Annotated in this window: 22 protein-coding genes; 9 read left to right on the top strand and 13 right to left on the bottom strand. The window is 63.2% G+C overall.

What is annotated here, in order from left to right:
• Position 1: 1 nt before the first annotated feature.
• Both ABX74_RS17795 and ABX74_RS17800 read right to left on the bottom strand, forming a co-directional pair.
• A complete protein-coding gene (locus ABX74_RS17795) occupies positions 2-1,564 on the bottom strand; it encodes a YfcC family protein (protein ID WP_020905699.1) in 1,563 nt (520 codons plus the stop codon).
• Positions 1,561-2,937, bottom strand: coding sequence for a M20/M25/M40 family metallo-hydrolase (locus tag ABX74_RS17800; RefSeq protein ID WP_082148524.1), 1,377 nt, complete (start codon positions 2,935-2,937; stop codon positions 1,561-1,563). Before ABX74_RS17800 ends, ABX74_RS17795 begins: the two co-directional genes overlap by 4 nt.
• A gap of 149 nt (positions 2,938-3,086) precedes the next feature.
• Between ABX74_RS17800 and ABX74_RS17805 the strand changes: the two genes are divergently transcribed.
• From ABX74_RS17805 to ABX74_RS17820, 4 genes are read left to right on the top strand one after another with little or no spacing between them, the layout of a single operon-like run.
• A complete protein-coding gene (locus ABX74_RS17805; protein WP_047889356.1) occupies positions 3,087-3,722 on the top strand; it encodes a TetR/AcrR family transcriptional regulator in 636 nt (211 codons plus the stop codon).
• Positions 3,723-3,747: 25 nt separating this feature from the next.
• The gene (locus tag ABX74_RS17810) at positions 3,748-5,445 is read left to right on the top strand and encodes an AMP-binding protein (RefSeq protein ID WP_047889357.1); all 1,698 of its coding nucleotides are present in this window, start codon (positions 3,748-3,750) and stop codon (positions 5,443-5,445) included.
• Positions 5,442-8,639, top strand: a complete 3,198-nt coding sequence (locus tag ABX74_RS17815) for a carboxyl transferase domain-containing protein (RefSeq protein WP_020905703.1) — start codon at positions 5,442-5,444, stop codon at positions 8,637-8,639. The genes ABX74_RS17810 and ABX74_RS17815 overlap by 4 nt, the downstream gene beginning before the upstream one ends.
• A 57-nt stretch (positions 8,640-8,696) precedes the next feature.
• Positions 8,697-10,067, top strand: a complete 1,371-nt coding sequence (locus ABX74_RS17820) for a sulfatase (RefSeq protein ID WP_020905704.1) — start codon at positions 8,697-8,699, stop codon at positions 10,065-10,067.
• Here ABX74_RS17820 and cysC read toward each other — a convergent pair.
• The 8 genes from cysC to ABX74_RS17860 form a co-directional block, all read right to left on the bottom strand.
• On the bottom strand, positions 10,064-11,944 hold the full coding sequence (gene cysC / locus ABX74_RS17825) for an adenylyl-sulfate kinase (protein WP_020905705.1): 1,881 nt from the start codon (positions 11,942-11,944) through the stop codon (positions 10,064-10,066). The genes ABX74_RS17820 and cysC overlap by 4 nt on opposite strands.
• Positions 11,944-12,858 (bottom strand): sulfate adenylyltransferase subunit CysD, encoded by a 915-nt coding sequence (gene cysD, locus ABX74_RS17830; protein WP_019746328.1) that lies wholly within the window; start codon positions 12,856-12,858, stop codon positions 11,944-11,946. The genes cysC and cysD overlap by 1 nt, the downstream gene beginning before the upstream one ends.
• Positions 12,855-13,664, bottom strand: a complete 810-nt coding sequence (gene stf0, locus ABX74_RS17835; protein ID WP_019746329.1) for a trehalose 2-sulfotransferase — start codon at positions 13,662-13,664, stop codon at positions 12,855-12,857. The genes cysD and stf0 overlap by 4 nt, the downstream gene beginning before the upstream one ends.
• Positions 13,665-13,786: 122 nt before the next feature.
• A complete protein-coding gene (locus ABX74_RS17840) occupies positions 13,787-14,728 on the bottom strand; it encodes a copper resistance D family protein (RefSeq protein WP_019746330.1) in 942 nt (313 codons plus the stop codon).
• A gap of 4 nt (positions 14,729-14,732) precedes the next feature.
• Positions 14,733-15,251, bottom strand: coding sequence for a copper resistance protein CopC (locus tag ABX74_RS17845; RefSeq protein ID WP_047889358.1), 519 nt, complete (start codon positions 15,249-15,251; stop codon positions 14,733-14,735).
• Entirely contained in the window at positions 15,251-15,919 is a 669-nt protein-coding gene (locus ABX74_RS17850) for a YcnI family protein (protein ID WP_020905708.1), read from the bottom strand. The genes ABX74_RS17845 and ABX74_RS17850 overlap by 1 nt, the downstream gene beginning before the upstream one ends.
• Positions 15,920-15,971: 52 nt before the next feature.
• On the bottom strand, positions 15,972-16,487 hold the full coding sequence (locus ABX74_RS17855) for a hypothetical protein (protein WP_019746333.1): 516 nt from the start codon (positions 16,485-16,487) through the stop codon (positions 15,972-15,974).
• A gap of 14 nt (positions 16,488-16,501) precedes the next feature.
• Positions 16,502-17,155 (bottom strand): DUF6474 family protein, encoded by a 654-nt coding sequence (locus ABX74_RS17860; RefSeq protein ID WP_003944178.1) that lies wholly within the window; start codon positions 17,153-17,155, stop codon positions 16,502-16,504.
• A 124-nt stretch (positions 17,156-17,279) separates the two neighbouring features.
• Between ABX74_RS17860 and ABX74_RS17865 the strand changes: the two genes are divergently transcribed.
• Together ABX74_RS17865 and ABX74_RS17870 are read left to right on the top strand one after the other, a co-directional pair.
• Positions 17,280-18,836: a TM0106 family RecB-like putative nuclease gene (locus ABX74_RS17865; protein ID WP_031330991.1), complete on the top strand. Its 1,557-nt coding sequence runs from the start codon at positions 17,280-17,282 to the stop codon at positions 18,834-18,836.
• A 138-nt stretch (positions 18,837-18,974) separates the two neighbouring features.
• Complete coding sequence (locus tag ABX74_RS17870; RefSeq protein ID WP_041814456.1) at positions 18,975-21,302, top strand: putative bifunctional diguanylate cyclase/phosphodiesterase; 2,328 nt, start codon at positions 18,975-18,977, stop codon at positions 21,300-21,302.
• A 55-nt stretch (positions 21,303-21,357) separates the two neighbouring features.
• Here the strand turns inward: ABX74_RS17870 and ABX74_RS17875 are convergent, their stop codons facing one another.
• Positions 21,358-22,125, bottom strand: a complete 768-nt coding sequence (locus ABX74_RS17875) for an SDR family NAD(P)-dependent oxidoreductase (protein WP_020905712.1) — start codon at positions 22,123-22,125, stop codon at positions 21,358-21,360.
• Positions 22,126-22,283: 158 nt separating this feature from the next.
• On the opposite strand from ABX74_RS17875, the gene ABX74_RS17880 reads away from it, so the two are divergent.
• The 3 genes from ABX74_RS17880 to ABX74_RS17890 are packed head-to-tail and all read left to right on the top strand — an operon-like array spanning position 22,284 to position 25,010.
• A complete protein-coding gene (locus ABX74_RS17880) occupies positions 22,284-22,874 on the top strand; it encodes a hypothetical protein (RefSeq protein ID WP_020905713.1) in 591 nt (196 codons plus the stop codon).
• The gene (locus ABX74_RS17885; protein ID WP_020905714.1) at positions 22,867-23,517 is read left to right on the top strand and encodes a DUF6308 family protein; all 651 of its coding nucleotides are present in this window, start codon (positions 22,867-22,869) and stop codon (positions 23,515-23,517) included. The genes ABX74_RS17880 and ABX74_RS17885 overlap by 8 nt, the downstream gene beginning before the upstream one ends.
• 35 nt (positions 23,518-23,552) lie before the next feature.
• Entirely contained in the window at positions 23,553-25,010 is a 1,458-nt protein-coding gene (locus tag ABX74_RS17890) for an HNH endonuclease signature motif containing protein (RefSeq protein ID WP_047889359.1), read from the top strand.
• On the opposite strand, the gene ABX74_RS17895 is transcribed toward ABX74_RS17890, so the two are convergent.
• Positions 24,988-25,539: a GNAT family N-acetyltransferase gene (locus ABX74_RS17895; RefSeq protein ID WP_047889360.1), complete on the bottom strand. Its 552-nt coding sequence runs from the start codon at positions 25,537-25,539 to the stop codon at positions 24,988-24,990. The genes ABX74_RS17890 and ABX74_RS17895 overlap by 23 nt on opposite strands.
• Positions 25,536-26,219 (bottom strand): TetR/AcrR family transcriptional regulator, encoded by a 684-nt coding sequence (locus tag ABX74_RS17900; RefSeq protein WP_020905717.1) that lies wholly within the window; start codon positions 26,217-26,219, stop codon positions 25,536-25,538. The genes ABX74_RS17895 and ABX74_RS17900 overlap by 4 nt, the downstream gene beginning before the upstream one ends.
• Between the last annotated feature and the right edge of the window lie 17 nt (positions 26,220-26,236).

Below are 26,236 nucleotides of genomic sequence, written 5' to 3' on the forward strand. Positions count from 1 at the left end.
ACTACTCGAATACCGCTGCCGCGCCGATCACCACGACAACGATCACGAAGTTGATCAGCAGCAGTGGCCAGACGAAGCGCAGGAACTTGTCGTAGCCGACCTTCGCCATGGCCAGCCCGCCGACAACGACGACGTTGGTCGGGGCGACCATCAGCATGAGGCCGTGGCCCATCTGGAAGGCGGTGATGACGAGTGCGCGGCTGACTCCGGCGAAGTCGCCCAGCGGGGCGAGCAGCGGCATCGCCAGGGTGGCGTGACCGGAACTGGACGGGATCAGGAACGCCAACGGGATGTTGACGAGCATCACGAGAATGGCGAAGACTCCGGCCGAAGCGCCGCTGACCAATTGCTCCATCGCGTTGAGGATGGTGTCGAGGGTTTCGGTGTTGGTCATGATCACCGAGACGCCGCGAGCGAGCAGGATGACGATCGCCGGGCCGACCATGTCGCCGGCTCCACGCGTGATCAGGGAGACGATCTTCTTCTCACCCATCTTCGCGACTATGCCGACGAGAACGGCGGCGAGGATGAACAACATCGCCAATTGTGGGAACCACCAGTTCAACTCGAACCAGTAGGGCTCGGTTGCCGTGACGTGGTACGCGTCGTACTCGGCGGGTCCGGTGGTGGCGCCGAAGATGCTCGACCAGGGGATGACGGAGAAGATCATCAGTCCGAAGGTGAGTCCGGTGATGAGCAGTACCAGCTTCTGAGTTCCGGTGAGCTTGCCGTCGATGTCCACCGGCTCGGCCGGTTCCTCGTCTTCGTCGTCCTCGATGTCGAAACCGACAAGCGACTTGGACGGATCTTTCTTCACCTTTGCGGCGTAGCGGAGAACGAATACCACTGCCACTGCGGTCAATACGATCCACAGGATCACGCGCAGCACGATGCCGTCACCGATGGAGACACCTGCTTCGCCGGAGGCGACGCCGATCGAGAACGGGTTGACCGTCGACGCCATGTTTCCGACCAGTGCGCCGAGGATGATCATGGTGGCCGCGACCATGCGGTCATAGCCCAGTGCCGTCATCAGCGGTATGAGCAAGGCGTAGAAGCCGAAGGTCTCGACCGAGAAGCCCATCGTCGAACCGAGCAGTGAAAACAGCACCATGATGACGGTGATGAGCAGCCAGCCCTTGTCGCTGAGCTTGGTAGCAAGTTGGGAGACAGCGGTTTCCAGGCTGCGTGTGGCAAAACTGACGGAGATGAAGGCGCCGAGCGCCATGATGAAGAGGACTACGCCGACCGAACCGAAGAGCCGTCCGATGTTGTCGGTGTCGACGAACCCGGTGATCGAATCCTGTACGCCGTACAGGCCGTTCACGGGAGAGAGGATCAGTTGCTGGATTCGTTCCCAGAACGAGAGCGGAGACGTGACGGTCTCGAAGCTGCCGGGAACGGGTGAGCCGTCCACGTCGACGCCGAAGCGTCCGGCCGGAATGAACAGTGCTGCAACCCAGACCAGGACGGTGACGATCGCGAGCATCGTGACCGCACCGGGAAACTCGAACTTCTTCTTGGCCGGAGTAGGTGCGGATCCCGTGTCGGTCTCGGTGCTCATTTCTTCCCCTCGAAGGTGTGTGCGTATTCCTGGAAGAACAGTGCCTTGGCGACGACGGCCTTCTCGAGCTCGTCGAGCAGGACGCGTTCGTTGGGGCCGTGGATGTTCGCGTAGCCGTCGGTGGCGCCGAACAACAACTTCTCGGCGGTCGGCACTGCTGTATCCAAGGCCATGACGAGGGGGATCGAGCCGCCGCCTGCCATCAGCCCGGCCGGCTCACCCCACGACTGCGAGAGCGCCGACAGTGCCGCGTCGAAGGCCGGTCCGCCTTCGGCTGCCGCGAATCCGTCGCCGGTTTCTCCTGCGGTGACTGTCAGTTGTAAACCGAAGGGGCGCAGGGCTTCCAGATGCCGCATCAGCGCAGCTTGCGCGTCCGCTGCCGGCTGGCGTGGGTGCACGCGCAGATTGACCACAGCGCGGGCAGTGCTGGCGACAGCATTGACGGCGCCGTCCACCGGGGGAGCGTCGATACCGGTCACGGTGATTGCCGGGCCCGACCAGATGCGTTCGCCGATGCCGCCCGTTCCGAGCAGTGGGAGCCCGTCGCGGATCTCGGCGAGGGTGCGGAACTCTTCCTCGGTGTACGAACTGCCGGTCCACGGTTCGCGGAGGAGGCCGTCGACCGCCACGTCACCGTTATCGTCATGCAGGGACGCCAGTGCGCGGATGAGCGCGAGGCGGGCGTCGGGTGCAGCGCCGCCGTAAAGGCCGTTGTGCTTGTCGGCGCCGAGAGTGGTCAGTTCGACGATCACCTGGGCAGATCCGCGCAATGCGACGGTCAAGGTCGGTGAGCCGGGGCGAACACTGCCGACATCGGCGATGACCATTGCGTCGGCCGCAAACAATTCGGGGGCCTCCGGCGGATAGTTGTCGAAGGGGCTGCCGAATTCTTCCTGGCCCTCGATGACGAGCTTGACGGTCACCGGCGGCTTTCCGTCGAATACGCGAAGTGCGCCGATCATGCCGATGACATTTGCCTTCGAATCTGCAGTGCCGCGGCCGTATATCGCGCCGTCACGCTTGGTCGGTTCGAAAGGGGGAGATTCCCAGAGTTCGACGTCGTCGGCAGGAACGACGTCGTAATGCGAATACATCAGTACGGTCGGGGCTCCCTCTGGGCCGGGAACTGTTGCGATGATGACGGGCGCAGTTTTACCTGTTATTTCGAGTTTCTCTATCTTCGTGACTCCGGCCTTCTCCAGTAGAGAAACGATCAGGTCGTGAGCCTCGAACAGGGGTTCGCTGGGGAAACCCTCGGTTGCTATCGACGGGATACGAACAAGTTCGACGAGTTCCGACTCCAGTGCCGGCATCAAACCCGCCACTGTTTCCTTGATTGTGGAATACGAGGGTGACGCGAATTCTTCCGGCACGGAACTGACTCCTTCTGGGAAAGGCGGAAAACATTAGAGCAGAGTCTTACACCCGATATATGTGCCGTGAAAGGGTGACCCGAACAAAAGGCCGAAGTGAGGTGTCGGTCCCGCGATTCTTGACATTGACGTCAACGTCAACACACACTGTGACGGTGACCACCAGCGAAACGCAGGAGCGAGCGCGGACAGCCCGCAAGCTCGGGGACGGTCCACGTCGGGCGGGCCTGCTCGACACCGCTGCCCTCTGTTTCGGCGAACTCGGATACGACGCCGTGACCGTCGAGACCATCACCACCAGGGCCGATGTGTCCCGAGCGACCTTCTACGCGTACTTCTCGTCGAAGGACGAGGTCCTTCGTGCCGTCGCGGAAATGATGTGCCGACGGTTTCTCGACGCCCAGCACATGGAGGGGCCAGCGGCCGAGGATCTACGCGAAGTTCTCAGAACGACCACGTCGGCGTTCATCACGGCCGTGTACACCTACGGGGACCTGCTCGCGGTGATCGAGCACCGGGCGCGGGTGGATTCCGAGGTCGAGCGCAGTTGGTCAGCAGTTCGCGAAAAGCTCGTGAGCCGCTACGTACGCTTCGTCGAACGTATTCGACAGGTTCACGATGTAGATCCCTGCGTTTCGCCCCCGGTGCTCGTTCAGATGATCTCGGACGCACAGATGGCCGGTGGAGCACGACTGAGTAAGGCGAGTGTCGAAGAGCAGAAACAGTTCATTGCAGATATGACGACGATGTCCGAACGGTTGATCGGGTTCGAAGAGTCGAAATAGATTTCTTTTACGAATGGAGTGATCGGTGGCAGAACAAGACGTGCTCGAAGCGGCTCTGGCGGAAATCACTGCGCTGCAGCAGGCGCATTGGCCCGCCGGGATTCCCCGCGCCGTCGAGTATCCGCTCGAAGGCGGGGGACTTGTCGACTACTTGCGGCATTGGGCGCTCGAGCGGCCGGATACTCCCGCAATCGTCTTCTACGGCCGCGTCATCACGTACGCCGAGTACGACGAGCTTTCGGATCGTTTTGCCGGATGGCTGCTTTCACTCGGAGTCGAACGAGGTGATCGTGTCGGCGTTCACTTGGTCAACTGCCCGCAGTTCCACATCGCGATGCTCGGCATTCTCAAGGTCGGTGCGGTTCACGTGCCCATCAATCCGCTCTTCCGTGAACACGAATTGATTCACGAACTCAACGATGCCGGCGTCAAGGTCCTACTGACGCAGAACACTTTCTCGAAGCTGGTGAAGAAGGTTCGCTCACAGACTTCACTCGAACACGTCGCGAAGACCGCAGTATCGGACATGCTGACTGCGATCCCCACCGTCGAACTGCCCTTCGAGGTCGACGATCCGCGCCTGAGCGACTGGCAGTCGATCATCACCAGTGAGCGGGCGACTCCCGTTGCCACCGAACTCGATTCCCTCGCCGCCCTGAACTACACGGGCGGAACGACGGGAATGCCCAAGGGCTGTGAGCACACTCAGCGCCACATGGTTTACACCGCGGCCACCGCGACGCTTGCCGGTGGTGACCAGGTGGGTGCCAATCCGCCGGTATCCCTGGTGTTTCTGCCGATCTTCTGGATCGCGGGTGAGGACTTCGGCATTCTGGTTCCGCTCGTCAACGGCGGAACCGTTGTCCTGCTGAATCGTTGGGATGCGGAGACCACGCTCGACGCGGTCGAGACCTACGGTGTGACCTCGCTGGTCGGAACCGTCGACAATTACGTCGAACTGATGGACACATCAGGGTTCTCGGAGCGAAATCTCTCGACACTCCAGAACGCCATGGCAGTCTCGTTTGTTCTCAAACTCGATCCGGCCACGCGCCAGCGGTGGCGCGAGGCTACCGGCGGTGTTCTGCGCGAAGCGAGCTACGGCATGACCGAAACCCACACCGCGGACACGATCACCCTCGGTTTCCAGGACGGCGACTACGACCTGAAAAGCGAGCCGGTGTTCTGCGGAATTCCGGTGCCCGGTACCGACGTTCTGATCGTCGATCACGACGGCAGGCCGGTTCCCGTCGGTGAGCACGGACAGATCATCGTGCGCAGTCCGTCGATCCTTTCCGCGTACTACCGCAACGAGGCTGCCACCGCCGACGCCATCCGTGACGGCTGGTTGCAGACCGGCGATGTCGGAAAGTTCAGTGAGCGTGGTGGTTTGCACTACCTGGCGCGAAACAAGGAAATGATCAAGACCAACGGCATGAGTGTCTTCCCCTCCGAGGTGGAAGCGCTGCTGATGCTGCATCCCGCGATCGAAAAGGCTGCGGTGGTACCGAAACCGGACCAGGACAAGGGGCAGGTGGCTTTTGCGTTTGTCCAGCTGGTCGAGGGTTCCGACACCGCGGCCGACGAGATCGTCTCGTGGGCCAAGGAGAACATGGCTACGTACAAGGTGCCCGAAGTGGAAGTGCTCGAGGCGCTTCCGATGACTGCAACAGGAAAGGTGCGCAAGGGCGATCTGTTCGAGCGCACTCAGGGGGAAAAGTGAGACTGCTGATTGCGAACCGCGGCGAAATTGCGCTGCGGATCATTCGAACTGCCCGTGAACTCGGGATCGAAACGGTGTCGGTTTACGCCGAGGACGACGCGTCCAGTCCGCACGTCGCGGCGGCCACGGAGTCGGTGCCGCTCGGAGCTTCGGGCGCATCCGCGTATCTCGATCAGAGCGCACTGCTGAAGATCGCGGCCGAAACGGGCGCCACGCACGTGCACCCGGGCTACGGATTCCTCAGTGAGAATGCCGAATTCGCGCAGGCGTGCACCGAGGCGGGCATCGTCTTCGTCGGCCCGGACGCCCAGGTTCTCCGGACTTTCGGCGACAAGGCCAGTGCTCGCACTGCGGCTGTCGACTCCGGCGTACCGGTCCTGCCGTCGACATCGGCGAACGCCGACCTCGACGAGGTGCGTGAATTCTTCGAGCGCAACTCCCGCGGCATCATGATCAAGGCGCTCAGCGGCGGCGGTGGCCGCGGTATGCGCGCGGTGCGCGACCCGAAAGCGCTCGACGACGCGTACCGTGTGTGTGCGGCCGAAGCCCAGTCGGGATTCGGCAGTTCGGCACTGTTCGCCGAGGTACTCAGTGAGCACGCTCGGCACATCGAAGTGCAGATCGTGGCGGGGCCGGGGCAAGGCGGAACCCACGCGCTCGCTCTGGGTGACCGTGATTGCAGCGTCCAACGTCGGCACCAGAAGTTGATCGAGGTTGCGCCCGCGCAGGGGCTGTCGGGGGCCCTGCGCGAGCGTCTTCACGCTGCGGCCGCGCGGCTGTGCGCCGAGGTCGGCTACCGAGGCATCGCGACGGTCGAGTTCCTGGTCGAGGAACGCGGATTCGTCTTCCTCGAAGTCAATCCCCGAATTCAGGTGGAGCACACGGTGACCGAGGAGGTCACCGGAATCGACCTCGTCGCCGTGCAACTCGCGATCGCGGACGGGGTTCCGTTCGAGGACCTGGACCTGCCAACCGGAATCACTGCTGTCGAGAAGGTATCGGAGACAGTCGGATCCGTGGCAAACGCTTCGGGGATTGCGATACAGGCCCGCGTCAACATGGAAACCATGACGCCGGACGGCAATGCGCTGCCGTCCTCCGGCACGCTCGACAACTTCACTCCTCCGGGCGGACCCGGCGTGCGAGTGGACACCTTCGGTACGGTCGGACTCTCGCCGAGTGCGCGTTACGATTCGCTGCTGGCGAAGGTCGTCACCCACACGCGTCGATCGGATTTTCCTGCCGCTGTGCGCAAGTCGATTGCTGCTTTGAGTGAGTTCACTATCGACGGCGTGGCGACCAACCTCGAATTCCTGCAGGCAATACTGTCGGACAAGGACTTCCGCGACGGCCTGGTCGACGTCGACTGGTTGGGTTCTCGATTGGCGGAGCTCGTTCCCGAAGCGGACCCACAAACACCCTCCGCGAGTGTGGACATCGCGCCGGACGAGGACGTGGTTCGTGCGCAGATGGCGGGAATCGTCGTCGAACTTGCCGCAGTCGGTGACGGCGTCCATGCGGGTGGCCAGGTTGCCGTCCTCGAAGCGATGAAAATGCAGCATGTTCTCTCGGCGCCCGGTGACCTCGAAGTGGTCCGGGTTCTGTCGTCGCCGGGGAGATCGGTGAGTGCGGGCGAACCGTTGCTCGTCGTCCGTAGCGCGAGCGCGGGATCGAAGCTCGCCGAGGTCGACGAGGTGGACCTCGACGACGTACGTCCCGATCTGGCGGAGATCATCGCTCGCCACGAGGTGACCCTGGACGCGGCGCGGCCCGCGGCAGTGGCGAAGCGCCACAAGCTGGGGCGGCGGACTGCTCGCGAGAACGTCTACGACCTGGTCGACGACGACAGCCTGGTCGAGTACGGCGCTCTCGCACTGGCTGCGCAGCGCAGTCGGCGAAGCGAGGAAGACTTGATCGCCAACACTCCTGCTGACGGTCTGATCGGCGGAGTGGCGACCATCAGCGGCGGCGAGAGCGTCGTGATCTCGTACGACTACTCGGTGCTCGCCGGTACCCAGGGCATGCGCAATCACGCCAAGACCGACCGCCTGCTCGAGATCGCCGATCGCAAGCGAGTTCCGGTAGTGCTGTTCGCGGAAGGCGGCGGTGGTCGCCCCGGTGACACCGATGCAGGGGCGGGAGCGGGCCTGGAACTGGGAACCTTCCGTGCCATGGCGGCGCTGAGCGGCCGCGTACCCATGGTCGCTGTCGTGTCCGGCCGCTGCTTCGCGGGCAACGCGGCCCTGGCCGGCGCCTGCGACGTACTGATCGCGACGCCCGACGCCAACATCGGCATGGGCGGCCCTGCCATGGTCGAGGGCGGCGGGCTCGGAAACTTCCGCCCCGAGGACATCGGCCCCATCGACGTGCAGCGCCGTAACGGCGTCGTACACCTGGTGGCTGACGACGACGCTCATGCGGTGGCGCTGGCCAAGCAGTACCTCGGTTATTTCCAGGGTGCGAGCGGAGAGTGGACGGCTCCGGATCCGCGGCTCTCCCGGCACGTGGTCCCGGAGAATCGCCTGCGCTCGTACGACGTTCGTGGAGCGATCGAGGCGATCGCGGACGTCGACAGCGTCCTGGAACTGCGTCGAGATTACGGTCGCGGTGTAGTGACGGCACTCGTTCGTGTCGAAGGAGTTCCGTACGGTGTGCTGGCGAACAGCAGCGAGCATCTCGGCGGAGCGATCGACGCGGAAGCCTCGGACAAGGCTTCGGATTTCCTGGAGCTGCTGGAAGCGCACCGCATTCCTCTGGTGACCCTTTGCGACACACCGGGATTCATGGTGGGCCCGGACTCGGAGGAGGAGGCGACGGTCCGAAGGTTCGGCAGATTCTTCGTTGCCGGTGCTCGCCTCACGGTGCCGTTCGGAACGATCATCCTGCGCAAGGGTTACGGGTTGGGCGCCATGGCGATGGCCGGTGGTTCCTTCCACGCACCCGAGTTCACGGTGGCGTGGCCGACCGGCGAGATCGGGCCGATGGGTCTGGAAGGTGCCGTACGCCTCGGTTTCCGTAAGGAACTCGAATCCGTCGAAGACCCGGAGGCTCGGGAAACTCTGTTCGGTCAGTTCGTGGAACTGGCCTACGCACAGGGCAAGGCGCTGATGGCGGCGACCACGTTCGAACTGGACGATGTCATCGATCCCGCCGACACCCGCGCCTGGATCAGGCAGCTCGGCAGAAACAGTTGAGATCCTGCTGATTCGAGCTGTTGCCGCACGTGGGCAGGGGCAACTAGCCTTGCCCACGTGTCGGCTGCGCGAGATAACGTCCTGATCATTCATTGGCACGACCTGGGCCGACACCTCGCGAGTTACGGTGTCGCCGGGGTCAACAGCCCCAACCTGGACCGGCTGGCGGCAGAGGGCATCCGGTTCACCGACGCACACGCGACGGCGCCGCTGTGCTCACCTTCGCGCGGTTCTCTCTTCTCGGGCAGGTATCCGCACAACAACGGTCTGATCGGGTTGGCGCACCACGGCTGGGAGTACCACGCTGAGGTGCAGACGCTTCCGCAGATCCTCTCCGACAACGGTTGGTACACCTCGCTCTTCGGCATGCAGCACGAGACTGCGTACCCGAAGCGACTTGGCTATCACGAGTACGACGTCACGAACTCGTTCTGCGACTACGTGGTTCCGCGTGCCCAGAACTGGCTACGACGCTTCCCGCCCGAGCCTTTCCTTCTCACCACGGGGTTCTTCGAAACGCATCGGCCGTACCCGGCCGATCGCTATACCCCGGCGGACACCGCAGCGCTGGAGGTTCCCGGATATCTTCCCGACGTGCCGCAGGTACGCGAGGACCTGGCCGAATTCCACGGCAGCGTAGAGGTAGCGGACGCCGCGGTGGGTGATCTGCTCGGGACGCTCGAGGAAGAGGGGCTCGACGAGAACACGTGGGTCTTCTTCCTCACCGATCACGGCGCCGCGTTCCCACGTGCCAAGTCGACGCTCTACGCACCGGGCACCGGCATTGCGTTGATCGCTCGGCCTCCGGCTCGGTATCGCAGTGGCGGAAAGGAATACGAGACACTGTTCAGCGGTGTGGATCTTGTTCCGACCATTCTCGATCTCCTTGGTATCGATGTCCCCACCGAGGTGGAAGGGCGCTCGCACGCCGATGCCCTCGTCGATCGTGGAACCGAGCCGTCCGAACCTGTCCGAACCTCCTTGTTCACGGAGAAGACCTTTCACGACAGTTTCGATCCCATTCGCGCGGTGCGCACCAAGGACTACAGCTACATCGAGAACTACGCTGTCCGCCCCGCTCTGGATCTTCCGCTCGACATCGAGGACAGTCTTTCCGGAAAGGCGCTCGGCACCGAGCATCTGGCGGTACGCGCACCCCGGGAGCTGTACGACCTTCGTGCCGACCCCGACGAGAAGATCAATCTGATCGATCGACCGGAAGTCTCGGCAATACAGGCGGAATTGTCCTCGCAGCTTCACACGTGGCGCGCCGAAACGGATGATCGTCTCCCGGACGAGGCATTGGGAAGCGCGATGGCGGTGCATCGCATGGCGGCGTACCTCGAGAAGATCGGTGTCCGACCCAACGTGCGGTCCGCCTACAGTGCGGACCGCGGTTACCTCGAGTCGGACACCGAAAACCCCTAGGGCCTAGCGGTTTCGCGCTCCTCCAACAATGCGATGACCCGCCCGACCAGTTCGTTGATGTCAGCGCCTGTCGTGTCGAAAGCCAGGTCCGGGTCCTCCGGAGTCTCGTACGGTGCGTCGATTCCGGTGAGCCCCTTCAGTTCACCGGCCCGCGCACGCGCGTACAGGCCCTTGGGATCTCGGCGTTCGCATTCTTCGACGGGAGTGGTGACGGCAACTTCGAGGAAGGTGAGCCCGGCAGCTTCGTTGAGAGCACGCGCAATTGCTCGATCCGAACGCAGCGGTGAGACCATCGACGCGATGGCCACGACGCCGGCATCGGCGAACAGCCGAGTGAGATGCCCGACGCGCCGGATGTTCTCGGCCCGGTCTCCCGGCGAGAACCCGAGATCGTCGGAGATACCGTGGCGGACGTTGTCACCGTCCAGGAGATACGCGGTTCGTCCCGCGTCGACCATCGCACGTTCGACAGCCACAGCGACGGTGGATTTTCCGGAAGCAGGTAGGCCGGTCAACCAGATCGTCGCGCCCTTCTGGGTGGTAGACGCCCACCGCCGCTGACGTTCGAGTGAAGACGGATGCCACTTGATGTCGTTGCGGGTCTGCTCACCGGGAACGACGACGCGTGGCTCGAGAATGGTGCCGGCGCCGACGGTGTCGTTACTCTGCTCGTCGATCAGAATGAAAGCGCCGGAGTCCCGATTGTGGTCGTAGGTGTCGGCGACCACCACGGAACTGGTTCGGAGCGTGACCGTTCCGATGTCGTTGAGCCCCAGTTCGACTGGGCTGTCCTGCTCGTCGAGCGTCTCGGGGTCGAGTCGGGTGTGCAGTTCTTGAACGGTCGCGCGCACGGTCCGGGAAGTATGTTTGAGCGCTATCCGATCGCCGGCTCGCAGTGGAGTGTTCGACAACCAGCAGATCGTGGCTTCGAGTTCTCGGGCCAGAACCGGCAAATGGGCCTGCGCACCGCCGCTGACCAGAACGTCGCCACGTCCGACATCGATGTCGTCGGCCAGTTCCACCGAAACCGACAGTGGTGCAACGGCAGTACTGCGGTTGTCGTCGAGAGTGTCCAGACTGATCACGGTGCTCTTCGATCCGGACGGCAGTACCACTACCTCGTCTCCGACGCTCAGTGTGCCCGCCGAAATTCGGCCGGTGTACCGGCGCCGATTCTGCGGATCGGGGCGCGAAACCCACTGCACGGGAAGCCGAAGTTCCTCGATGTGGGTCGCGGGCGCATGGAGTTCGACGCCTTCGAGATATTCGAGAAGTGTCGGCCCGTTGTACCACTCGGTGTTCTCCGAGCGGGTCACGACATTGTCGCCGGCTTTCGCGGAGACAGGGATGGCAAGTACGTCGCCTCGCCCGAGCTGGCGTGCCAATACCCGCAATTCTTCCTGTACCTGCGCGAATCTCGCTTCGTCGAAGCCCACCAGATCGATCTTGTTCACCACGGCCACAAGGTTCGGAACACCCAGTAGCGCTGCGATTCTGGCATGCCGACGCGTCTGACGCAGCACACCGGTTCTCGCGTCGACCAGCAGGACCGCTACGTGAGCGTTGGACGCGCCGGTGAACATGTTGCGCGTGTAGCGCTCGTGTCCCGGGGTGTCGGCAAGTACGTAACTTCTGGTCGGAGTGGAGAAGAATCGGTACGCGACGTCGATCGTGATGCCCTGTTCGCGCTCGGCGCGCAATCCGTCGGAGAGTGCAGCCAGGTCGGCGACACCGTCCTCGTCGGTCACGGAATCGAGGTGATCGGTAGGCAGACTGTCGGTGTCGTGCAACAGTCGGCCGATCAGCGTGCTCTTGCCGTCGTCGACGCTACCCGCCGTGGCCAGCCGCAGGAGTTGGCGAGTGATGGTGGTGGTCATCAGAAGTAGCCCTCACGCTTTCGGTCTTCCATCGCGGCGACCGAGGTTCGGTCGTCTGCGCGAGTCTCGCCTCGTTCGGAAACCGTCGCGGCCGAGATCTCGGTGACGACGTCGTCGATGGTGGTGGCGTGCGATCGAACGGCGCCGGTGATGGTCAGATCGCCGACGGTTCGATATCGCACCCACTCGGTCGTTGCCGCGGCGTTCTCGGCGTCGGTGCTGAATTCCGAAGCAGCGAGGAGCATTCCGTCGCGCTCGAATACCCGCCGTTCGTGCGCGAAATAGATGGGCGGCAACTCCAGTTCCTCCTGGGCTATGTAGCGCCAGATGTCGAGTTCTGTCCAGTTGCTCAGCGGGAAGACACGAACGGACTCTCCGCGTCTGATCCGACCGTTGTAGAGCGACCACGGTTCGGCCCGTTGCGCCCGAGGGTCCCACTGGCCGAACTCGTCACGGAAGCTCAGGACTCGCTCCTTGGCTCGCGCACGTTCCTCGTCCCGGCGGGCGCCGCCGAATGCGGCGTCGAATCGCCCGCCTTCGAGAGCGTCGAGCAGAGTTCTGGTCTGCAGGCGGTTTCGCGATCCGCTGGTCTCGGTCGACTCCTGTACTCGACCCTGGTCGATCGAATCCTGAACGGAAGCAACCAGAAGTGTGTGCCCGCCCTCCTTGATTCGGCGGTCGCGAAATTCGATGACTTCCTCGAAATTGTGACCGGTGTCGACGTGTAGGACGGGGAAAGGGAGTGGGGAGGGTCGAAACGCCTTCTCGGCGAGTCGAAGCAGGACTATCGAGTCCTTGCCGGCTGAGAAGAGCAGTACCGGTCTTTCGAGTTCTGCCACCACCTCTCGAATGATGTGAACCGCTTCGGATTCGAGAACTCGGAGTTCGTCGACAACATCGGTGACGGTGCTCATGTGACGGGGTATCCGTTCTGTTCGGCGTCGATGCGATAACGCTGCACCCATTCGCGGGAGCGTCCGTCGCTCTGACGACGCAGCGGCGGTGGTGGGGCCAGTTGTCCGTCGAGACCGAGGGAAATGAGGGTTTTTGCGACCACGGACTGCGGGTCTTCGGTGAGATCGCGGAACCCGATCTCGATGGGGGAGATGTCCTCTTCCTCGAACCAGCGCTTCCACTGTCGTTCCTGCTCACCGAGAATCGTCACCAGGTGTGCGATTCCGAGCGCGTTGTACTGCGCACCGTCCGAGAGATTCGGTGGGGTCGCGTCGTCGCGCCAGACCTGCGTCTGCACGGCTCGCCACATCGATACAGCCTGAGCGACAACATCTTCTCGATAGACGTGGATGAACTGCAGGTCGTGATCGAGAGTGTCGTGGAGTGCGGAACGTAGATCTGTCCCACTGCGCCACGGCAATCCGGCTGCGCGATCGAGCAGGAGCGGTGTCTGATTCCACATCAGCTTGCCGCCCCAGACTCCGTTGGGTGTTCGGCCGAGTTCGAGAAGTTGTGTGCGCCACTGCTCGGAGGTGCGGGTGTCCGGCGTACCCGGGTGGAACGGCGCGAGCAGACCCAAGACGGACTCGTCCGTGACGTCTTCGAACCACTGCCTCGGTTGCGGCGAACGCGAGGTCTCGGGGAGGTACTGGAAGAACTCTTCCGGCTCACCCGCGACCCCTGTTGCTCGCAGGGATTCGACCAGCAAAGTACTGCCACTGCGCTGCGAAGCGCAGACGAGAAACGAGCGTTGGGCCTCCGTCATGCGAGCAACGCTAAGGGTGGCCGGAAACCGCCGCAAGCTGGGAAAATAAACTCACGTAGAGGTTAAATCTCGACGTGAAACGTTAAATGTGCGGGTCACGAAATCTTGTGCTGAGGCACGTCTTACGCAGTTGTCGCAAGGGCCGCGGCGAGCCCGAATGCGATGGCCATGAAGACAACTTCACCGATGGCGCGGCGCAGGGATCCGTCCGAACTCATGCGGTGTGCAGCACTTGCGACCACCCATGTCCGGCGCCACCACCATCCCAGTGCGACGAGCATTGCGATCGCCACGATCTTGGCGAGGATCACCCGGCCGTAAGCGGTGTCGTAGAAGGCGGAGAGCGAGTCGAGTCGCACGACGGCGTTGACGATACCGGTGACGACCAACGCGAGGACACATCGCCAGGCGAGGGCGGAGTACCTGGGCAACCAGATCGCCCAGGCACCGCGCGACGGTACGGCAAGCGCGAGTGCGGCGAGCACGCCGAACCACAAGGCCGCAGCGAGGACGTGAACGGCGTCGAGGATCGATCCGAAGCTCTGCTGCGCCATGTGCCCGGTGATCGGGCGGGCAGCGAGCGCCAACGCGGAGACGACCAATGCCGGTGCGACGGGCACCGTCTCGGGATTGGTGAACCCGTAGATGCCGTAACAGACCACGGCAAACGCGCACGCGATGATCGCGACACCGACGCGGCCGACGTTGACCTCGGAGACGAATGCGCCGAAGTGCCCGATGGTCAGTGAGGTGACCGGGGCGCCGTCTGCCGCTGCGGCATTGAGCACGAGGAGCGTGATCTCGGCGACGAGCCAAACCGCTGCCGCCGCGGTGAGCTGAGTCCACATGATCGCAGGGGTTGTTGCCGGACGGCGTTCACTGCGGCCCATCCAGGCAAGCGTCGCGATGCCGAGCGTCAACGAGCCGCATCCGATCGCGAGAACGCGGACAGTGCTCGACGATTCGGGTCCCGACGGACTCGCGAGGCCCCAGGCGATGAGGACTCCCAGCAGAGCTGTGGGTACGGCAAACAGCAACCACCACCTGTTTGCCGTACCCGTCACGCGATCAGCTCGACTTCGGCTTACGCAGCACGAAGAACAGCGCACCGCCGAACACGACGACGCCGGCGACGATGAAGATCCACACCGGCATGCTGCCGGACTCCGACTCACCCGTACTCGACGCAGCGGCAGCGCCGGGAGTGCCCGACCCCGCCTCGGTGAGGGTGAAGGTCAGAGTTCCGTTGACGGGGTGACCGTCGGCGGAAGTGACGCGGTACGCGATGGTGTAGACGCCGGTCGGCCCGAGATCGCCGAGGTCTGCACTGACAGTGGGTCCTTCGACGGACGGATCGCTCTTGGTCCAGAGGTTGCCGTCCGGGCCGGTGACCGTCAGTGCCGCGAACTGCGCCTGCAGAGCCTCGTTGAACGTGACCGAAACCTTGTCAGGCGCAACCTGAATGGACGCGCCGTTTTCCGGGTTGGAGCCGACAACCGCGGAGTGCGCACTGGCCGTGCCCATTCCGAGCATCGTGGCCAGTATCGCGAGCATGCCGACGGCGATGACCTTGATCCGGGTACTCATCAGCGCTTGCTCCTGACCAGTGCGCCGAGGCCGAGTGCAGCGCCCAAGGCGCCGAGCACCAGGCCGACGCCGCCGAGCCAGCGCGCGGTGTTGTCTGACGAAGAAGATTCGGAAGCAGCGGACGTCTCGGCAGTGTTATCGGCAGCAGGCGCTCCGTGAGCATCGCCGGTGGATGCGGCGAGAGTCAGCGTCGGCGCGGGCTTGTCCGGCTCGCTGCCGTCGGCAAGTTCTTCCTGATCCCAGTTGACGACGTTGCCGTCGCTGTACGTCTGCACGGCCTTGAACTCGACCTCTTCCTGCTCCGGCAGCGGGCCGGCGGAAAGAACGAACTGCTGGAACTGGCCGGGGGCGATTCCGACGCCGGGGTCGGCCGTCCAGGTCACGGACTTCGCGACCAGCGAGGTGGGGTCCTTCTCGACGACGGCGGTCCAACCGGGCATCGGTTCGGTGCGTGCCGACTTGAGGTCGGGGAGGGCCACCGTCAGCTTGGTGGTCGAAGCGGTGTCGGATTCGGTGGGCACGCGGAACGTGAGAACGGAGTATCCGCCCTGCGTAGCTCCTGGTGCGACGACGCTGACGTGTGCTGAAGCAATTCCGGCGGCCAGCAGCACAGCGCTGCCGGTAGCGACGGTCGTGACAACCGCACGCGAAATCAGGGTGTTCTTCATGTCGGGAAGTGTCCTCTTGGTCTGGTGAAGGGGTGGGGAGTTCTACGAATCTTCAGACCAGGGCAGGAGGACCGCGCCGCGAGATGCTGGCGCGAAGAAGGGCGTCGACGGGTCCGTGATGGATTCCGGTCGAGACGGTGTGGCCGCGGGAAGTGACGGCGGCGGGAGCCAGGGACGCCAGGACGACGTGGAGAGCGTGGGTGACAACGCGGTAGAGGCGCTCGGCGGCCAGGACCGCCACCGCACAGGCGACGGTGGCACCGGCGTGAGCACCGAGCATCACCAATCCCGGAGCGGGCGAATGAGCGTGCTCGGAGAGCGTCATGGTGGTGTGGGCGGCAAGCTGACCCAGGCCAAGAGCCACGATCAGGGCAGCGGGCCCCCGGGAGAGGGCGGGAAGGGTGGCCGTCACGGCGCCGACGGTTGCGCAGACGGCGAGCAGCAGGGTCAGCGACGACGACTGTGGCAGCTCGCCTCCGCCGATTCCATGCGCGGCGACAGCGAGAGCAGCCGAAGCGGAACCGACAGATATCCCCCGGAGGGTCGCGGTCTGCTCGGCTGCTCTCACTGGCGTTCTCAGGTCTAGCGCACGCCGAGACGTGCGAGCAGATCTGCTTCGACGCCGTCGAGTTCGGAAGAAATTGCCTGGTGAGCTGCCTTACGGCGAGCCTGAGGCATCTGCTCGGCAGCGCGAACTGCCGTGCTGAGATCGCCGAGGCGCTCACGGATGGCGGCGGCAAAACGCTGCGTCTCCGCGTCGTCGGGCTTGCGGCTGAGGATCTCGGTGACCGAGCTCTCGGCGCCGGCGATACGAGCGCTCAACTTCGCGCCGTGACCGGTGTAGTCACCGAGCTGGTCGACGGCGATGCCCATCTTCTGCGCGCGCGTGGTGTCGAGCTGGGCGCGCACAGCCGTGGCAGCGCGGTAGGCGATCGGCAGGAGAACGGGGGCAAGCAGACGTGCCACACCCAGGTACTTACGCACCTTGGCGACAGTCAGGCCCTGATTCGCAGCGGCTTTCTCCTGCGCCTTCAGGGTCGCGATCTGCGCCTTTTCGATCTTGTGCTGTGACTCGATCTCGGCTTTCTCCAGCTTCTTGAGCGACTTGGTCTCGACCTTGTCGCGCTTACGCTGGCTCTTGGCGTTGAGCTTCGCCTCGACCTCAGCCTTGTGCTTGAGAGCCTTTGCCTCCGCCTTGCGGGTGGCACGAGACTTTCGCTTCTTGAACAACCCCATCGAAAAGGACCCCGTTTCCAGGTGTTTGTGTGTTGCCAGGTACCTGCGCTTCGGCTTCAGCCTAGGGGAGCACATAATCTTCGTCATCGTGTGTTCCGTTAACAACCCCGCGCCCCAGCTCCCGATCATCGATTCGGGGGCGTTGACCCGATGCCGTCATCGGGTGCGTCTGGACGGGTTGTTTCCCGGGAAATCGGCTTCGGAACCCGTCGACACCGGCGTCAAGCAGCGCCAGGATGCCGCGATCGCGAAGCGCGCGGAGATCGCCGAACTGGTGATCGGTGCTGCTCCCGAGCGTTGGGTGAAGATCAACCCCGATCAATCGGCGTCGGCTCAGGCTCGTGACACTCTTGCTGCCTGTGAGGCCGGCGCGGACCGGATCTGGGGCGCGGTCTTGCCCGTCGAGCGCGACACCGGACGCAAGGGCCGCTGCGAAATGCTCGTCCGTGACGACGAGGGCGGCGGGTACATCCCCGTCATTGTCGTCAATCACAAGGTGACCGATCCCGGCCAGGGCGCGATCACCTCGGGGCTCCTCGAATGGGAGCCCGCGGTCGATCCCAAGCGCAAGGTCCGCAGCCAGGTCCGCGATCAGATGCGCGTCGCGCAGGTCTATCGGATGCTCGAGCGTCGTGGGCTGGCGAGCCCGTCGCTCACGGCAGGCGCGATCGGATACAACGGAGACTGCGTCCTCGTCCACGACCTCAGTGCGATTCTCGACGACTACGACGAGCGTTTCGCCGACCGTATCGCTGTTGCCCGCGGCGAGGTGCTGACGTCTCCGTCACAGGTGAGCGAGTGCAAGTCGTGCCCGTGGTGGACCGAATGCAAGCAGGAGTTGGTTCGCAACCGCGATGTCAGCCTGGTGGCTGTCGGATCGCGCGCGGAGCTTCTGCGCGACGTCGGCTGCAACACGATCGATCAGCTGGCCGCCTGGGACGGTGAGCCGCTCGAGGACTGGCCGCACGGAAATTTCGACGACGCAGTCGTGATCGCCAAGGCGTGGTTGGCAGATGCTCCGTTGGTGCGGCGGTTCGAGAAGATCTCGGTGACTCGGGCGGACATCGAGATCGACGTCGACATGGAGAGCTATCAGGAGCACGGCGCCTACTTGTGGGGAACGCTGCTCAATGTCGGTGGCTTCTCGATGTATCGAGGATTTGCGACGTGGGATCCGCTGCCGACGCGTGACGAGGCGCGGTCTTTCGCGGAGTTCTGGGGCTGGCTGATGGCGGAACGTGCCGCAGCCGCTGCTTCGGGTAAAACCTTTGCTGCATACTGCTATTCGCGTTCGGCCGAGGACAAGTGGTTGTTGGACTCGGCGCGCAGGTTTGCCGGTGAGCCCGGGATTCCGAGCAAGGACGAGATTCGTGAGTTCATCGACAGTCCGCAGTGGGTCGACATCTATCAAGCGGTGAGTGATCAGTTCATCTGCCCGAACGGCAAGGGACTCAAGAAGATTGCCCCCGTCGCCGGGTTCAACTGGCGTGACGCCGAAGCCGGTGGTGAAGCGTCGATGGCGTGGTACCGCGAGGCGGTCGGCTACGACGGTGAGCCGGACGAGACGCAACGGACACGCATCCTGCAGTACAACGAGGACGACGTCATTGCCACCAAGGTTCTACGTGAGTGGATGACGGACCGTGCGGAGAAGGAAATTCCGCTGGCTTCCGAGTTGTAGCGCTGATCCGTTCTGTCGCTATTGTCTGAAACATCCTATTTAACAGTGTGTTTCAATTCGTAGTTTCTCGTCATCGTGTGCCCCGAACCCGCATCCGCGCTACCTTCATCTGGTCGGCTCCACGATGGAGGGTGTTGCATGCTGAGCAGGCTGACTTCGAGTGCGAGCGACGCCGATCTGTCTGACGTCGAGCGGCGCGACCTCTTCTCTCGCCAGGTCCGTCAAGTGACAACGGTAGCTCCGCTGGCCAACGTCGCGAATTTCTTCAGTGCGTGCGCTTTGTTGGCCTATGTCGTGCCGCCGGCACACGAAGAGTTCCGCCTGATCTGGGGAGCGGCAGCGCTCGCAGTCATCCTCAATTCGGTGCGTGTGTGGCTGCCGAGGGCCATTCAGGGAGAGAGGTATTCGCCCAAGCACACGACCCGGTACGACTACTGGGCACTCATGCTCGAAGTGGTACTGCTGGGTGTTTTGTACACGATCCTCGCGGCCGAGATGCTTCCGGTGATAGACGGTTCACGAAAGCTGGTTCTGATCGCGACCATCGCCGGTGTGGTGGGTGCCGGTGCAGTTGCGCTGTCGACTGTTCGGTCGCTGGGTTTGGCCTGGATTCTGGTGCACGGCCTGGGATTGTTATTCGTCATGCTTGCCGGGGCGACGGCCGAGTACTTCGTCCTTTCGTTTCAACTCGTTGTCTACATCAGTATTCTGTGCGTCGGCGTCGTGTACCTCTGGGCGTCGTTCCGAAGTCGTTGTCTTGCCGAGTTCGAGGCTGCTGCCGAGCGCCAGACGGTCAGTTTGCTTCTCGACGATTTCGAGGGCGGGTCACGCGATTGGCTGTGGGAAGCCGACACCACCGGGACGTTGTCGCACACCTCCGCTCGGCTGTCGCAGATCTCGGGAGTCTCTGTCTCCGACCTGCGAACCCTGTCGCTGCGCGGATTGTTGGATCGGCTCGACGTCGGTTCGACGAAGAGTGGACGAGCCGCGGTCCACGTCATCGGAGATCACCTCGACCGCCTCATGCCGTTTCGAGAGGTCGTCATTCCCGTTCGTGTCGGCGGCGTCGACCGATGGTGGTCTCTGTCGGGTCATCCCAGGCTTTCCGAGGCCATGGAGTTCGTGGGTTGGCGAGGCGTGGGCTCGGACATCACCGAGAAGTACAACTACGAGCGGCGAATTCTGTGGCTCGCTGCAACCGACGGACTGACCGGGCTCCCGAATCGCCGGACGTTCGGCACGGAGCTGTCCGACGCGCTCGGCGCTGTCCGGACCGGCGAGCAGGTTCTTGTCGGCATCCTCGACCTGGACAATTTCAAGTCGGTGAACGACACGTTAGGACACCCCGTCGGCGACAAATTGCTGATTTCCGTTGCTGCACGGCTCAATCGGGTGGTCGACGGTGCCATGTGTGCCCGAATCGGTGGCGACGAATTCGGCGTCGTCTTGCGGGGAACAGGGGACGGCGGCGAGGTGTTTGCTCGCTATCTGGGCGCACTGCGTGAGCCGTTTTTCGTGCGGGGGAATCGCATCGAGGTTCGTGCATCGATCGGTTATGCCAGCTCGCCGGCAGATTCCGAAGACGCGGACACGCTTGTCATGTCCGCGGACCTGGCGCTGTATGCCGCAAAATCCGCCGGCAAGAACCGGGTCGGAAAATACTCACCGGCGCTGCGGGCGCGGGCCAGGGAACGAGCATCGGCCCTGCAAGAGCTTGGGCTTGCGATCGAGTCTCGGCAGTTCGAGCTGTACTACCAACCGCAGGTTCGTGCGGATACCGGCCGCGTCGAGGGATTCGAGGCACTGCTTCGCTGGAACCATCCGGTGCGGGGAGTGCTTGCGCCGCGTATTTTCATCGATGTCGCGGAGGAGACAGGCTTGATAGTCCCGCTGGGGCTCCAGGTACTGCACATGGCGTGCGCCGAGGCGATGACGTGGCCCGATGACACCTACGTGACCGTGAACGTCTCTCCGGTGCAACTGATGTCGTCCGGCTTCGGATCAGCAGTCAACGATGCGCTGGAGGCATCCGGTCTGTCCAGCAAACGGCTTCAGCTGGAAATCACAGAGACGGGAGCGGTAGAGGAGCTTGCCGTCGCCGAGCTGGATCGTCTGCGTGCCACCGGAATTGCGATTGCCCTGGACGACTTCGGAACCGGCTATTCGTCTTTCGAGAGTTTGAAGAAACTGCCGTTGGATATTCTCAAGATCGACCGGTCGTTCATCACCGAACTGAGCGAGGGTGATTCGGCAGTTGTCACTTCGGTGGTCGAGGTGGCGAAGGCGCTCGGTATGCAGTCATTGGCGGAAGGCGTGGAGACGGCCGACCAGCTGAGGCTCTTGCTCACCGCGGGTTGCGAATTGGTTCAGGGTTACTACATCAGCCGACCGATGCCGGCGACGGAAGTGGCCGAGTACCTCAGCGCAACTGCCCAATCCAGTGGTGGGTATTTTCATTCGTTCTGACAACCGTGCGCCTTTATTAACCGCGGGCGGTTAATAAAGGCGCACAGCAGGGAGGTTAGCGCGGCGCCATGCGGAGAGCGCCGTCCATGCGGATGGTCTCGCCGTTGAGGTAGTCGTGCTCGACGATCATCTGCGCGAGCTGCGCGTACTCGGACGGCTGGCCCAGGCGGGACGGGAACGGAACGCCGGCCTCCAGGCCCTTGCGGTACTCGTCGGTGACGCCTGCGAGCATCGGGGTGTCGATGATGCCGGGGGCGATGGTGTTGACGCGGATGCCGAACTGCGCGAGGTCGCGGGCAGCCGGAACAGTCATGCCGTGCACGCCGCCCTTGGAAGCGGAGTACGCGATCTGGCCGATCTGTCCTTCGAAGGCAGCAACGGAAGCGGTGTTGATGACGACGCCACGCTGGCCGGACTCGTCGACGGCCTCGGTCTTGGAGATGGCGTCGGCCGCGAGGCGCATGACGTTGAAGGTGCCGAGCAGGTTGACGGTGATGACCGTGCGGAACAGCTCGAGGTCGTGCGGACCCTTCTTGGACAGGATGCGTCCGGCCCAGCCGACACCGGCACAGTTGACGACGATACGCAGCGGGGAGCCCGACTCGACGATCTGGTTGATCGCTGCTTCGACGTCTTCGCCGCTGGTCACGTCGGTGGGGATGAGGGTGACGCCGGCGGGGACGTTGTCGCCTGCGCGCTCGATCGACGCGGGCAGATCCAGGCCGAAGACGGTAGCGCCGGCGTCGGCGAGGCGCTTGGCTGTTGCGGCGCCGAGGCCTGATGCCGCTCCGGTGACCAGTGCTGCGGTTCCCTTGATTTCCACTTCGTGTGCTCCTCGAGTTAGCGATCGGTAAGGCGGTGGTGCGTGTCGAGAACCATAACGCGAGGGTGTATGTGAGGGCGAACGCGCGAGACCCGCGTAGGGCTGGGTACCTTGGACGCGAGGTCTGAGAGCAAAGCACCGGACGAGAGGGGACCTGCGTGAGCAAGGCGCCTGTGCGTCCCGCCGCTTCTGTCGAGAATTTCGAGCGGTTGCAGCGCGACCCGCTCTTCGAAGATCTTGCCGAGCTGATTGCAGAGGTTCTCTCCTACGCGTTCGACGCTCCGGCCGCCGTCGAGATCGAACAGTGGACGATCAGTTGCCTGCCGTCGACAAATCGATCGGCGGAGCGCCATCGCTTGTTCACACTCAACATCGGTCCGATGGAGATTCTGAGCGTCGAGTGCCATCTGGTCGGCGGTAAGCCGATCGAGCACGTCATGTCCGTGTACGTATCCAGTTCGGCACTGGAATCGCGAACCGGCTGCAGCATCGAAGAACTCGATGAGAAGCACGATCTGGTCGCCATCAGACGCACCGAGTTGGCGTCCGCCGACGGCGACGGGACCGTGATCGACTGCAGTCTCGAGGACTCGGATGCGTTGGAACAGTTCGCCCTACTGCCTGTCGATGTGACGACGGTACGTCCACTCGCGGAGCATCTTGTTGCCAAGGGCAAGGGCCCATTTCGGCAATATCACAACTCCGGGTTCGCCAAATATGTACTGGAAAGGTCGCTCGACCATGGTTGATCAGTTGCCCATCCGCCTCCCGCGTGTGCTGCGAGACGGGGACGATGCCGGCGCGGTCGACGTGCTGCAGGAATACTTCACGAGGCCGCTCCGAAAGACGGGCTATCTCCGTACCGGTGCGCTGTGGGATTCCTGGGATCCCAGTGGCAACCGCGATCGTGATGCGAACATCTTTACCGCGGAAGATCTTGTTGCGGTGACGCTTCTGTCGGTTCAGGTTCCGGCGCAAGGGGCCTTCTTCCTGCTCGGGGAGAACAATGCCGAACTGAACCGACTCCTGGCCGACGTGGGCCCCGATCGCGACCTGTCGAACGAACCCGATCCCTTCACTCCGGAATCTCCGGTGTGGCGGTTGGAGACGGCGCTTCGAGAGATTCACGGTGTCGGGCGAACCATGGCGTCCAAACTGATCGCACGTAAGCGTCCGCGGCTTCACCCGATTTACGACGACGTCATCGGGCGGGAGTTGGGAACGAAGGCTGCCCATCTGGAACCGGTACGAGAGGCCTTGCACGACGGAGAATTACACGTGCGATTGCTCGACTTGCGAGTTCGGGCCGGACTGGACGATGCCATTCCGGCGATCCGGGTGCTGGATGTGCTCGCCTGGATGCAGGGTAAGGGATACAAACCGGCACTCTAGCTTTCTTGTCGGTGGGCAGGTCTAGTCTCGAATGTATGTTCGATAATGGATCGACGGGCGGTGTGGGCGCAGTCGTAGATGACGGCCGTCCTGTCGTCGATCCACTCGTGCTGCCGGACATACTCTTTGCAACGGCGCAGAGCGAGAACATGCTGGCCGCACAGAAGGTGCTCGGTGCATCGATGTTGTCGGAGTCGAGATTCAATGCGGAACTCGACGTGTCCGGTGATGTCGACAAGGCGTGGCGGATCGCGTGCAACGAGATCGCGGTCATGCTCACGTGTTCGCGGCGCACAGCCGAAGTTCACATCGAGATCGGTGACGCCTTGCGCGAGTTCCTTCCGCTCACCAAGGCTGCATTTGCTGCCGGCGAGCTGGACTATGCGCGTGTGCGCAAGATTGTCGACGGACTCACCGGGGCCGCCCCCGAGGCGATCGCAGCACTCGAGCGCCGAGTACTTGCCTCCGCGCACCGTCTTCCGCCCGGGCAACTGGAGCGCGACATTGAACGTCAGCTCTTTGCCTACGATCCGGACGCTGCCGCCGAACGTCGCCGGAAAATGCTGGAACACCGCGATGTTCGCACGCGTGCAGACCGTCACGGACTCGCCCAGTTGCAGGCAACACTCAGCGCGAACGAGGCTGTCGAAGCGCTTGGCCTGATCAACGAGGCCGCCGGAAGCGTCTGCAACCACGATCCACGAAATGCCTCGACGCGCCGGGCCGACGCGCTGGTTGCTCTCCTGCACGGTGAGAACGGGCTGACTTGCCAGTGTGGCAGCGAAACGTGCGAGGCAGTATCCCCAGCAAGTCGATCAACTGCGCCCTCACGTCGGAAGCCGTTGCTGCACATCGTGTGCGATCTAGCGACGCTCCTCGGGTTGACGTCAGATCCCGCGAGCATCGACGGGTACGGGCCAATCGATCCCGACTTTGCTCGCGAGCTTGCCGCCGATTCCACTTGGCAGGCACTGTTTGTCGACTTTCGCTCTCAGGCCGCCGGGAATCGACCGCGTCGGCAACATGCTCCGACTGTCCTGCCGCTTGTTACCCGACGTGATCACCCAAGTCGCGAACCGAAAGGCTGCGGAGATCGGATTCGGGCGATGCAACGGTTGGTCGCGCGAGCCCCGGACATAGTTCGAAGATCGGATGGGCACGGCGCCCAGCCCGATCCAACTCCCGGCGCGCTGACCTATGCTCCGGGAGCGGCTCTGGCCGCATTGGTGCGGGCCGTCGACGGTCACTGCCGGTTCCCTGGTTGTTCGGTGCCCGCGAGCAGGTGCCAACTCGACCACATCACCGAATTCGATCCTTCCGATCCGAGACGCGGTGGGTGGACCATTGCGAGCAACCTCCAATGCCTGTGTCGTCATCACCATCAGGTGAAGACCTACAGGTTGTGGACGCCGGTAATGCTCGTGGATCGTGCCATTCACTGGACCGATAAAACCAGCGGGTTGACGACTGTCACGGTTCCGGAGAGGCGCTGACTTCGAAGATGGTCTCCAGACCGTCTTCTTCGTCCCACTGCTCACCGACTTCGCTGAAACCGTACTGGCTGATCAGATTTCGCGATGCGATGTTGTCCGGGCTGATGGTCGCTCGAACGATGTGCACTTCGGATTGGCGACTCGCGACGTCGAGAAGTATCTCGAGGGCAGTTCGTGCGTAGCCATGGCGCCGGAATGCCGGGTCGATGCGATATCCGATCTCCACCATCCCGCGCGCGTCGGGGCGACCGTGGAATCCGGCCAGCCCCACCGGCTTCGAGGTGCGGGCATCGACGGCGATGCGGGTGATCCACGCGCTGTCGAGTGGGTTCCCGGTTATCTGCGTGCTCCGGTAGCGCCACAAGCCCTGGCATTCTTCGCCGAGGAGATACGGGGTCAGGAGGTTGGGTTCGAGTTCCATTGCGAGAGTGGCGTTGTCTTCACCCAGTGCGTGTAGGGCGAGTGATGGAGCCCGGATCAGTTGAAGTCCACGTCCGTCGAGTGCCCAGGGTAGTTCGGTAACTGTCACAGGTCGGCGATCGGAGTCGACAGAGTTATGTCAACGCCGATGCTCCGAAGATTGCCGTCCAGAACCTGCCAGATGGAGCGCCCGAGGAACTCGGCCAATTCCGCACTGGTCACATCGGAACCCGGCTGGCTGAGCCAACGGTTGACGCTGACGTCGACCAATCCGATGACGCCGAAAGCCAAGGGCTCCGCCATCTTCGACGATTTGCCGCGGCTGGCGAGGATCGCACCCAACAGGTTCCCCAATTGCACGGCGATGGCCGTCTTGGTTCCGGTCACCACTTTCGAACCGGTGGCCCGCGTGCTCGGCGAGCCCTTGCCTAAAAAGTGGTGCAGTCGTGGGTATTTCACAATCCACTGGAGGTAGGTCTCGACTGCCCGTGAGATAGCCTCGCCGACCGTACCCTGCGGCGTGAGGGTGGGTGTCAGGTCGGTCATCATCATCTCGAGGATGCGAACTCGCAGCTGCTCGTCGAGGTCGGCTCGATCCTTGAAGATCCGGTAGACAACGGAACGTGGGACGTCGGCGCGCTCGGCGATCTGCTGGACGCCGACGTCGGCGCCACCTTCGTTGACTGCATCGAGTGCTGCGTCGAGGATCCGCGCTTTGCGCTGCTCCTTGTGATCGTTCCAGCGAGTGCTGCGCCCGTCGGGCTGCGCCGACTCGGCTGTTTTTGTCATAAATCGAACGATACTCA

The organism is Rhodococcus sp. ARP2, from assembly GCF_001029585.1.
Classification (GTDB): Bacteria; Actinomycetota; Actinomycetes; order Mycobacteriales; family Mycobacteriaceae; genus Rhodococcus_F; species Rhodococcus_F erythropolis.